Here is a 9,379-nt window from a genome sequence, read left to right as displayed (position 1 = left end):
GAAAATCAGGATGGTCAGCATGGGGCGAATAACGTTCGATCTCGAGGATTTGCGCAGCTTTGTTACCGGCGTCGAACTGGGCAGCTTTGCCAAGGCCGCTGAACGGTTAGGGCGCTCGACTTCAGCGGTCAGCGCCCACCTGAAAAAGCTGGAACAGCAGGTCGGCGCGCCGATCCTGCGCAAGGCCGGGCGCGGCATGGTGATGACCGAGGCGGGAGAAACCCTGCTCGGCTACGCGCGCCGCCTGCTGGAGCTCAATGACGAAGCTGCCGCCGCGGTGCGCGGGTTGGATCTTCAGGGCACGGTGCGGCTGGGGTTGCAGGAGGATTTCGGCGAGACGTTTCTGCCGCAGGTATTGGGCAGCTTCGCGCGCGCCAATCCGAAGGTGCGCATCGAGGCGCGCATCGCCCGCAATGCCGAGCTGATCGACTGGGTGCTGAAAGGCCAGCTGGATCTGTCGCTGGCGTGGGATGGCGGCTTGAACACGCCGTTTCATCAGGCGCTGGGTCAGCGGCAGCTGCACTGGATCGCCTCGCCCGGCTTCGCGCTGGCGCCCTGGCGAGAAGGGGATGAGCCGCTTTCGCTCGTGATGTTCGACGCGCCTTGCCTGATGCGCAGCGCGGCAACGCAGGCGCTGGATCGCGCCGGCATTCCCTGGCGCATTGCCTTTACCAGCCGCAGCCTGAACGGCGTTTGGGCGGCGGTGAACGCCGGGTTGGGCGTTACGGTGCGCACGGCGGCGGGTTTGCCGCCTGGCCTGGCGCCGCTGGCGCCCGAACTGCTGCCCGCTCTCGGCCAGCTCGGCGTGGTGCTGCACCGCGCCGAGGATCAGCCTTCCGCCGCCGTGCAACGGCTGGCGCAGATCGTGGTCGAGCGGATCGGCACTTAATCTTTATCTTTAGCGATAGGCTGCTTGCCGCTCAGCTGGCCCCATTCGCTCCAGGCGCCGTCATACAGCTTGACCTGCGGCGCGCCGAGCGACAGCAGGCCGAACGCCAGCACCGCCGCCGTCACGCCGGAGCCGCAGCTGGTGATGATCGGCCCGTTGATGTCCACGCCCTTGTCGCTGAAGGTTTGGCGCAGCGCTTCCAGCGATTTGAAGCGGCCGTTCTCCAGCAGCTCGCCGTACGGAATGTTGATGCTGCCGGGAATATGGCCGCGATGCAGGCCGGGGCGCGGCTCCGGTGCTTCGGCATAAAAGCGCGGCGCGGCGCGCGCGTCGAGAATTTGCACCGGCGTGCCTAACGCCTGTTCCACTTGCCGCATATCCACCACCGCGTCGGCGTTGAACCGGGCGTTGAACGTCTGCGGCTCAGGCTGCGCCGGGCCGGTTGCCAGCGCCTGGCCCAGCGCGGTCCAGCCGTTCAGCCCTTCGTCCAGCACGTAAACATGCCGGGCGCCGAAATTGCGGAAGGTCCACCAGCCGCGCGGCGCGGAGAACTGGTTGCCCTCATCGTAAATCACCAGGGTGTCACGCTCGCTGATGCCCAACTTGCCCACCGCCGCGCCAAACTCCGCCGCCGTCGGCAGCATGTGCGGCAGCGCGGTGTTTTTGTCCGCCACCTCGTCGATATCGAAATAAACCGCGCCGGGGATATGGCCGCGTTCGAACTCGGCAAGCATGTCTTTCTTCGGCGTCAGCCCGACCGGCGACATCCGGACGTCGATCACCACCAGATTTTCATCGTTGATATGCTGCGCAAGCCATTGGGGAGTCACCAGAAACGGAGAGTTCATCGTCATTGTTCGCCTGTTGTGAAAACGGATTTTCACTATACACCAGGCCGCGCGGGGATGAAGTATGATGTTCAGTCAAAGAGGATGGACGGGGAGCGGAGAAAACATGACGGATCATGCATTTGGCGGGGCCAAGATCGCGCTGCTGTGCGACGATCGCTTACTGGTTTACCAGCGGGACGACAAACCGGGCATTCCGTGGCCCGGCCTGTGGGATCTGCCCGGCGGCGGGCGGGAAAACGGCGAAACGCCGCTGCAGTGCGTGCAGCGGGAGACGCTGGAAGAATTCGGCGTGGCGATCGCCGAATGCCAGGTGACCTGGCGGCGGCGCTACGACGGCATCCTGCCCGGCTCCCCGTCGACCTGGTTTATGGCCGGCGAGATCGCCCCGGCGCAGATCGCCGCCATTCGCTTCGGCGACGAGGGCCAGCGCTGGCAGATGATGCCGGTGGCGCAGTTTATTCACCATCCGCAGGGCATCGAACATCTGCGCCGCCGGGTGGCGGAGTTTTTGCTTCAGTCCGTCTGAGGTTGCAGCACGCCGCTCGGCATCAGCCGCTGGATGGTGGCGCCGACCCGCTGCACCGCCTGTTCGATTTCCGCCGTCAGCTTAGGCGCATAGTTGATGCGCAGGCAGTTGCGGTATTTGCCGGCGGCGGAAAAGATGCTGCCGACGGCGATCTGCACGCCCTGCGGCTCGAGATGGCGATTCAGCCGCAGGGTGTCGAACGCCTCGTCCAGTTCGATCCACAGCATAAAGCCGCCGCGCGGCCGGCTGACGCGGGTACCGGCCGGGAAGTGCTTCAGGATAAGGTCGGTCATGCGGTCGCGATTCTGCTGGTAGCGGGCGCGCATGCGCCGCAGGTGTTGCAGATAGTGGCCGCCGCGGATAAATTCGGCGATCGCCAGCTGCGGCTGGGTGGCGGTGGCGCCGGAGCCGATGAACTTCATGTGCAGCACTCGCTCCAGGTAGCGGCCGGGCGCGATCCAGCCTACGCGCAGCCCCGGCGCCAGCGTTTTGGAAAACGAGCTGCACAGCAGCACGCGGCCGTCGTCGTCGAATGACTTGATGGTGCGCGGCCGCGGGTAGTGATAGGCGATGTCGCCGTAAACGTCATCCTCGATGATCGCCGCGTCGTGGCGTTGCGCCAGCGTCAGCAGCCGCTGTTTGTGGGCGTCGGGCATGATGTAGCCCAGCGGGTTGTTGCAGTTGGGCGTCAGCAGAATCGCTTTGATCGGCCATTGTTCCAGCGCCATCTCCAGCGCCGCCAGGCTGACGCCGGTGAGCGGATCGGTGGGGATTTCCAGCGCCTTGATGCCCAGGCCCTTCAGCGTCTGCATGGTGCCGTGGAAGCAGGGCGAATCGACCGCCACGATGTCGCCGGGTTGGCAAACGGCGCGCAGCCCGGCGGAGATCGCTTCCTGACAGCCGGTGGTGATCAGCAACTGATCGGGGCTGATTTGGCAGCCGGAATCCAGCAACAGACGAGCGACCTGTTCGCGCAGCGCGGCCACGCCCTGAATGCTGTCGTAATACAGGCTGCGCAGGTCGCCGTGGCGGGCAGCGTTGCGCAGGGCGACGATCAGCGGTTTCATCGTCGGCTCGGCGATATCCGGCATGCCGCGCCCCAGTTGGATCAGACCTTCGCGCGGCCGGCTGCGCACCAGCTCCAGCACCTGCTCCCATTGCGAAATGTCCACCGGCCGCTGCACCGGCGCCGTCATGGCGGGCAGCTCGGCCTGCGCGCGCCGCGTTTGCACGAAGTAGCCCGACTTCGGCCGCGCCTCCACCAGGCGCTGCTCCTCCAGCAGCCGGTAGGCTTGCTGCACCGTGCTGATGCTGACGCCGTGCTCCTGGCTCAACGCGCGCACCGAAGGCAGGCGATGGCCGGCCGGATACAACCCTTGCTGAATGCGTTGGCTGAGAATGGCGGCCAGCGTGGCGTAGCGTGTCATACAGAGGCCTCTCATCGGTGATAAGGGTTAAAAAACCGGTACAGATGCTTTCAAAGTAAACCATTCAGCGGGTTTTTTGGTGCAGCTGTATGAAAAAAATAGCGCCGGCGTGAATCTGTATTGTTTTTCTCTCGGCGAGCATGATGACTGCAACGCGAAAACATCAGGGAGAATAACAAGATGGCTCTGTTTACTGGCGCGCCGCGGCGGCGCTCATTCGGTGGGTCACGCTGGCGTCTGTATCTGCTGCGGCACAGAACGAGAAAGGAGCTGTTACTGTTGAACGACAGGCAGCTGGCGGACATCGGCCTGACGCAGGTGGAAGCCCGGCGTGAAGGCTATAAACCGTTCTGGAAAGAATAAGGAAAACCGATGCTGAGAGTGTTGGGCAAGGCTTCATCGATCAACGTGCGCAAGGTGCTGTGGACCTGCCAGGAGCTGGGGCTGCCGCTGGCGCGGGAGGACTGGGGCAGCGGCTTCCGCTCCACGCAGGAGCCGGCGTTTCTGGCGCTGAACCCGAACGGCCTGGTGCCGGTGCTGATCGACGGCGAGCGGGTGCTGTGGGAGTCGAACACCATTTGCCGCTATCTGGCGGGGCGGGAAGGGCGCCGCGATCTGCTGCCGCAGGAACCCGGTGCGCGCGCGGCGGTGGAGATGTGGATGGACTGGCAGGCCACCGATCTGAACAGCGCCTGGCGCTATGTGTTCATGTCGCGGGTGCGAGGGCATGCAGATTATCAGGATGCCGCCAGCCTGGCCGCCGCCGAGCGTGAGTGGAACCGGCTGATGGGGCTGCTGGACAGGCATTTGGCGCAGCACGGCCCTTATGCCGCCGGCGCCGCCTTCACGCTGGCGGACGTGGTGCTGGGGCTGTCGCTGAATCGCTGGCTGATGACGCCGTTCGAGCGGCCGGATTATGCGGCGCTGGCGGCCTATCAGCAGCGCCTGCTGCAACGCCCCGGCTACGTGCAGCACGGCGCCAACGGTTTACCGTGATATGAAATAAACGGTTCATTTTATCTCACCCGGATACGGCAAGCCGTGTCTGGGCTTTCTGCGTTGCATCATCCCGTCAACGTTTCATGAACGGCATCACGAATATGAACTTTATTTTCCCGCGCGCTTGTTATTGAAATTTATATTCCATATAAACCCGTTATCAGACGGCGCGTTTCATTGAACGGCGCCTGGTTCTACGCAGGATTTCGATCACGGGAGAAAATGATGAAACAGGTACGCGTTGGGTTAATCGGCACCGGTTATATCGGGCGTTGTCACGCTATCGCCTATGCGCAGGCCCCCACGGTCTTTCCTCTGAAAGGGGAGCTGGTGCTGGAGATGCTGGCGGAAGTGACGCCCGAGCTGGCGGCGCAGCGCGCCGGCGAGTTCGGTTTTGCGCGTTCGACCGGCGATTGGCGGCAGCTGGTGGCCGATCCGGCGATCGACGTGGTGGACATCTGCGCGCCCAACTTCTTGCACAAAGAGATGGCGCTGGAGGCGATCCGCCACGGCAAGCACGTGTATTCGGAAAAGCCGCTGGCGCTGGACGCCGCCGACGCGGCGGAGATGGTGCAGGCCGCCCGCGCCAAGGGCGTGAAAACGCTGGTCGGTTTCAACTACATGAAGAACCCGACCAGCCAGCTGGCGCGCGAGATCATCGCCAACGGCGAAATCGGCGAGGTGGTGCATTTTTACGGCACCCACAATGAGGATTATCTGGCCGACCCGCGCACGCCGATTGACTGGCACTGCCGCTGCGCCAGCGCCGGGCTGGGCGCGCTGGGGGATCTGGCGGCGCATATCGTCAATATGGCCCACTACCTGGTGGGCGATATCGTGGCGGTCTCCGGCGATATGCAGACCGTGATCAAACAGCGCCCGGATCCGCAAGACCCGGCGCGCCTGCTGCCGGTGGAAAACGAAGATCAGGCCAGCGCGCTGCTGCGCTTCGCCGGCGGGGCGATGGGCACTCTCGAAACCTCGCGCATCGCCTGCGGGCGCAAGATGGGGCTGACCTATGTGGTCACCGGCACCAAGGGCACGCTGAGCTATACCCAGGAACGGATGGCGGAGCTGAAGCTGTATCGGCACGATGAGCCGGCGGAGCGGCAGGGGTTCAAAACGCTGCTGGTGGGGCCGAAGCACCCGGACTACGCGGCGTTCTGCATCAGCGCCGGGCACGGCATCGGCTTTAACGATCAGAAGACGGTGGAGATCCGCGATCTGGTCAACGGCATCGCCGCGGGCGATCGCATGCGGCCGGACTTTGAAGAAGGCTGGAAGGTGTCTTGCGTGCTGGATGCGATAGCCGCCTCTGCCGAGCAGCGGCGCTGGCTGGAGATCAACCGCGATTGAAAATGAAATGGCGCTCTCCCCTGGACAGCGCCATTAGTTTGCTATGTTGCTAGCTTAATATCTTATTAAGCTAATTGCATAATAAGTTACTGACCTGGCAACTTAGAATGAGAAGCACGAACAGCCGAACGCGCCCCAGAAGGCATTCTCGTCCGACACCGGGATGCTGGAGCGGCGCGCAATGTCATGCTGATGCGCGTGTACACCGCACGGGCCGCAGCATTGGTGCGCCTGGCTCAGCACGCCGACTTTGGCCGCCGCCGACGGCGGCGCGGAGCGGTAGTGGCCCGGCACCTGGGTGACCGGTGACCACTCCGGCAGCACCGGCAGCGGCGGCGGCGCCAGCGGCGAGAAGCTGCCGGCGGCGTAGACCACCTTGCCGTCCACCACCGTCATCACCGACTCGATGCCTTTGATCTGCTCTTCCGGCACGCTGAAATAGTCCTGCGACAGCACCGCCACATCCGCCAGCTGGCCGACCTTGATCTGGCCTTTCTTGCCCTGTTCGGTGGAGAACCAGGCGCTGCCTTGCGTCCACAGCATCAGCGCCGTTTCGCGATCCAGCCGGGCGCTGTCGTCGTACATCGCCATGCCGCCGACGGTGCGGCCGGAAACCAGCCAGTACAGCGCCGTCCACGGGTTGTAGCTGGCGACGCGGGTGGCGTCGGTGCCCAGTCCGACCGGCAGCTCGGCCGTCAGCATTTTCGCCACCGGCGGCGTATGTTTGGTGGCTTCGATGCCGTAGCGGTCAGCGAAATACTCGCCCTGGAACGCCATGCGGTGCTGCACCGCAATGCCGCCGCCCAATGCCTTGACCCGCTCGATATTGCGCTCGGTAATGGTTTCGGCGTGGTCGAACAGCCAGTGCAGCCCGTTGAACGGAATGTCGCGGTTCACCTTCTCGAACACGTCCAGCATGCGGCTGATGGACTCGTCATAGGTTGCGTGCAGGCGGAACGGCCAGCGGTGCTCGACCAGATGACGCACCACCCGCTCCAGCTCGTCTTCGGTGCCCGGCGGCAGATCCGGGCGCGGCTGCAGGAAGTCTTCGAAGTCGGCGGCGGAGAACACCAGCATCTCGCCGGCGCCGTTGTGGCGATAGAAGTCGGTACCCTGACCCGGCTTGAGCATGTCGGTCCACAGCTCGAAGTCTTCCAGCTCCTGCTTCGGCCGCTGGGTGAACAGGTTATAGGCGATGCGGATGGTCAGCTGCTTTTTCTCGTGCAGCTCGGCGATCACCTGATAATCCTCCGGGTAGTTCTGGAAGCCGCCGCCGGCGTCGATGGCGCTGGTGAGGCCCAGACGGTTCAGCTCGCGCATAAACTGGCGGGTGGAATTAACCTGCTGTTCCAGTGGCAGCTTCGGCCCTTTCGCCAGCGTGGCGTACAGGATCATGGCGTTGGGCTTGGCGATCAGCATGCCGGTCGGGTTGCCGTTGGCGTCGCGCTGGATCTCGCCGCCCGGCGGGTTCGGCGTGTCTTTGGTGTAGCCGACCACCTTCAGCGCCGCGCGGTTGAGCAGCGCGCGATCGTAGAGGTGCAGTATGAACACCGGCGTGTCCGGCGCCGCCTGGTTGATCTCGTCCAGCGTCGGCATGCGGCGCTCGGCGAACTGGAATTCGGTCCAGCCGCCGACCACCCGTACCCACTGCGGGTTCGGCGTGCGTAGCGCCTGTTCTTTCAACATGCGCAGGGCGTCGGCCAGCGAAGGCACGCCTTCCCAGCGCAGCTCCAGGTTATAGTTCAGGCCGCCGCGGATCAGGTGCAGGTGCGAGTCGTTCAGGCCTGGAATAGCGGTATGGCCGTGCAGATCGATCACCTGGGTTTCCGGCCCGGCGTGCTGCATGACTTCGCTTTCGCTACCGACCGCCAGAAACTTGCCGTCGCGGATGGCGACCGCCTGTGCGGTGGGATTTTGGCGATCGACGGTGTGAAACTTGCCGTTGGTGATGATCAATGAAGCGTGGTGGTTCATAACATTCTCCCGGCGAACCGCCTAGCGGCGGGTCAGCCATTGATGAAAAACGCGAGTCACGATAGGCATCCACAGGTACACCACCAGGGCGACCACGGTGGCGTCATTGAGAAAATGGCCGAGCAGCGTGCCGTCCAGCTGCGGCAGCACCAACCCCCAAAACCAGGGCACCAGATTGGTGGAAGGGAAAATCACCAGCAGGGTGATGATGAACTGCTTCCACTGGGGCGGCTGGCGCACGCCGGGGTTGGGCGGGGTAAACCAGAACTCCGCGCCGGGGCGGATCTCGATATGGTCGCTCTCCAGCAGCAGCGGGGTGACTTCTTCGATGTATTGCTTGCGCAGCGGCGAGTGGATCCAGCGGTACAGGTTGTCGAGGTTGTCGAAGCGGACCAACACCGTATAGGCCTGTTCGTCGCCGGAAGGGCGAATCACGTTGACGCCCAAATGGCCGGTGAAGCCCGCGGCGTCGGGCATGATGCGGTTCAGCCAGGCCTCATAGGCCTGCTCGTTCCCCGGCGCCAAACGGTGGGTGATCACCAGCGTGACATGCTGCGGATGGGCCATAAAACCGACTCCTGAAAATACCCCGGCGCAGGGCCGGGGCAAGGGAATTATTTCACCGTGCGAGCCGGTGCGTGGTGCACCATGGTGTAAGCGTAGTCGACGCCCATGCCGTACGCGCCGCTGTGTTCGCGCACCAGCGCCATCACCGCGTCGTAGGTATCTTTGCGCGCCCAGTCGCGCTGGTACTCCAGCAGCACCTGCTGCCAGGTCACCGGCACGGCGCCGGCCTGCACCATGCGATCGATCGAACGCTCGTGCGCATCGACGGAGGTGCCGCCGGAGGTGTCGGTCACCACATACACTTCATAGCCGGCTTCCAGCGCCATCAGCGCGGGGAAGGTCAGACACACTTCGGTCCACAGCGCGGAGATCACCAGCTTTTTGCGGCCGGTAGCTTCCACGGCTTTAACGAAGGCCGCGTCTTCCCAGGAGTTCATCGAGGTGCGTTCAATCGGGGTGATTTCAGGGTGTACCGCCAGCAGTTCCGGCCAGATATAGCCGCTGAAGCTTTCAGTTTCTACCGAGGTGAAAAGGGTTGGCACGTTGAAAATCTTGCCCGCCTTCGCCAAGCCAACAACGTTGTTTTTCAGTTGCTGACGATCAATATTAGCCACGCCGAAGGCCATTTGCGGTTGATGATCGATAAAAATCAGTGCGGAGTTGTCTTTATCAAGCAGTTGAAACTTGGACATAATTTACCTTCCCAGTGATATTTCGGTTGAACATCTGATGAGTGTAACGCCGATAAAACGCATGGTAGGCAGAGGGCGATTTCAAAGATACCGCAGAA

Annotated in this window: 10 protein-coding genes; 5 read left to right on the top strand and 5 right to left on the bottom strand. The window is 63.3% G+C overall.

What is annotated here, in order from left to right; all coding sequences use genetic code 11:
• The first annotated feature begins 19 nt into the window (after window positions 1-19).
• Complete coding sequence (locus ACUTSC_RS08240; protein ID WP_060421147.1) at window positions 20-889, top strand: LysR substrate-binding domain-containing protein; 870 nt, start codon at window positions 20-22, stop codon at window positions 887-889.
• Here the strand turns inward: ACUTSC_RS08240 and sseA are convergent.
• Window positions 886-1,737 (bottom strand): 3-mercaptopyruvate sulfurtransferase, encoded by an 852-nt coding sequence (sseA, locus tag ACUTSC_RS08235; RefSeq protein ID WP_197766924.1) that lies wholly within the window; start codon window positions 1,735-1,737, stop codon window positions 886-888. The two genes, ACUTSC_RS08240 and sseA, sit on opposite strands and share 4 nt — an antisense overlap.
• Before the next feature lie 106 nt (window positions 1,738-1,843).
• Here sseA and ACUTSC_RS08230 point away from each other — a divergent pair, with 106 nt between their 5' ends.
• Window positions 1,844-2,266 carry an NUDIX domain-containing protein gene (locus ACUTSC_RS08230; protein ID WP_197773101.1) on the top strand — a complete coding sequence of 141 codons (423 nt, stop codon included), beginning with the start codon at window positions 1,844-1,846 and terminating at the stop codon, window positions 2,264-2,266.
• Here the strand turns inward: ACUTSC_RS08230 and ACUTSC_RS08225 are convergent.
• On the bottom strand, window positions 2,254-3,693 hold the full coding sequence (locus ACUTSC_RS08225) for an aminotransferase class I/II-fold pyridoxal phosphate-dependent enzyme (protein ID WP_197766634.1): 1,440 nt from the start codon (window positions 3,691-3,693) through the stop codon (window positions 2,254-2,256). The two genes, ACUTSC_RS08230 and ACUTSC_RS08225, sit on opposite strands and share 13 nt — an antisense overlap.
• 180 nt (window positions 3,694-3,873) lie before the next feature.
• On the opposite strand from ACUTSC_RS08225, the gene ACUTSC_RS08220 reads away from it, so the two are divergent.
• The 3 genes from ACUTSC_RS08220 (at window position 3,874) to ACUTSC_RS08210 (ending at window position 6,048) form a co-directional block, all read left to right on the top strand.
• Window positions 3,874-4,056: a DUF1127 domain-containing protein gene (locus ACUTSC_RS08220; RefSeq protein ID WP_197766633.1), complete on the top strand. Its 183-nt coding sequence runs from the start codon at window positions 3,874-3,876 to the stop codon at window positions 4,054-4,056.
• 9 nt (window positions 4,057-4,065) lie between these two features.
• The gene (locus ACUTSC_RS08215) at window positions 4,066-4,689 is read left to right on the top strand and encodes a glutathione S-transferase family protein (protein WP_089185681.1); all 624 of its coding nucleotides are present in this window, start codon (window positions 4,066-4,068) and stop codon (window positions 4,687-4,689) included.
• A 228-nt stretch (window positions 4,690-4,917) separates the two neighbouring features.
• Window positions 4,918-6,048: a Gfo/Idh/MocA family protein gene (locus ACUTSC_RS08210; protein ID WP_445653262.1), complete on the top strand. Its 1,131-nt coding sequence runs from the start codon at window positions 4,918-4,920 to the stop codon at window positions 6,046-6,048.
• Window positions 6,049-6,150: 102 nt separating this feature from the next.
• Here the strand turns inward: ACUTSC_RS08210 and ACUTSC_RS08205 are convergent, their stop codons facing one another.
• The 3 genes from ACUTSC_RS08205 to ACUTSC_RS08195 are packed head-to-tail and all read right to left on the bottom strand — an operon-like array spanning window position 6,151 to window position 9,281.
• A complete protein-coding gene (locus ACUTSC_RS08205; protein WP_060440428.1) occupies window positions 6,151-8,022 on the bottom strand; it encodes an amidohydrolase in 1,872 nt (623 codons plus the stop codon).
• 21 nt (window positions 8,023-8,043) lie between these two features.
• The gene (locus ACUTSC_RS08200) at window positions 8,044-8,589 is read right to left on the bottom strand and encodes an antibiotic biosynthesis monooxygenase (RefSeq protein WP_038880135.1); all 546 of its coding nucleotides are present in this window, start codon (window positions 8,587-8,589) and stop codon (window positions 8,044-8,046) included.
• Between the two features lie 47 nt (window positions 8,590-8,636).
• Window positions 8,637-9,281 carry a hydrolase gene (locus ACUTSC_RS08195; protein ID WP_004939390.1) on the bottom strand — a complete coding sequence of 215 codons (645 nt, stop codon included), beginning with the start codon at window positions 9,279-9,281 and terminating at the stop codon, window positions 8,637-8,639.
• Window positions 9,282-9,379 lie beyond the last annotated feature (98 nt).

Source organism: Serratia sp. TSA_105.2 (assembly GCF_052692115.1).
The sequence above is the reverse complement of the archived record's forward strand: the minus strand, read 5'-3'. Positions and strand labels throughout refer to the sequence as shown.

What these genes read in the sequence shown, in the direction of transcription:
- ACUTSC_RS08240 (WP_060421147.1), top strand. Translation starts at nt 20, where the DNA reads ATGGGGCGAATAACGTTCGATCTCGAGGATTTGCGCAGCTTTGTTACC.
- sseA (WP_197766924.1), bottom strand. Translation starts at nt 1,737, where the DNA reads ATGAACTCTCCGTTTCTGGTGACTCCCCAATGGCTTGCGCAGCATATC.
- ACUTSC_RS08230 (WP_197773101.1), top strand. Translation starts at nt 1,844, where the DNA reads ATGACGGATCATGCATTTGGCGGGGCCAAGATCGCGCTGCTGTGCGAC.
- ACUTSC_RS08225 (WP_197766634.1), bottom strand. Translation starts at nt 3,693, where the DNA reads ATGACACGCTACGCCACGCTGGCCGCCATTCTCAGCCAACGCATTCAG.
- ACUTSC_RS08220 (WP_197766633.1), top strand. Translation starts at nt 3,874, where the DNA reads ATGGCTCTGTTTACTGGCGCGCCGCGGCGGCGCTCATTCGGTGGGTCA.
- ACUTSC_RS08215 (WP_089185681.1), top strand. Translation starts at nt 4,066, where the DNA reads ATGCTGAGAGTGTTGGGCAAGGCTTCATCGATCAACGTGCGCAAGGTG.
- ACUTSC_RS08210 (WP_445653262.1), top strand. Translation starts at nt 4,918, where the DNA reads ATGAAACAGGTACGCGTTGGGTTAATCGGCACCGGTTATATCGGGCGT.
- ACUTSC_RS08205 (WP_060440428.1), bottom strand. Translation starts at nt 8,022, where the DNA reads ATGAACCACCACGCTTCATTGATCATCACCAACGGCAAGTTTCACACC.
- ACUTSC_RS08200 (WP_038880135.1), bottom strand. Translation starts at nt 8,589, where the DNA reads ATGGCCCATCCGCAGCATGTCACGCTGGTGATCACCCACCGTTTGGCG.
- ACUTSC_RS08195 (WP_004939390.1), bottom strand. Translation starts at nt 9,281, where the DNA reads ATGTCCAAGTTTCAACTGCTTGATAAAGACAACTCCGCACTGATTTTT.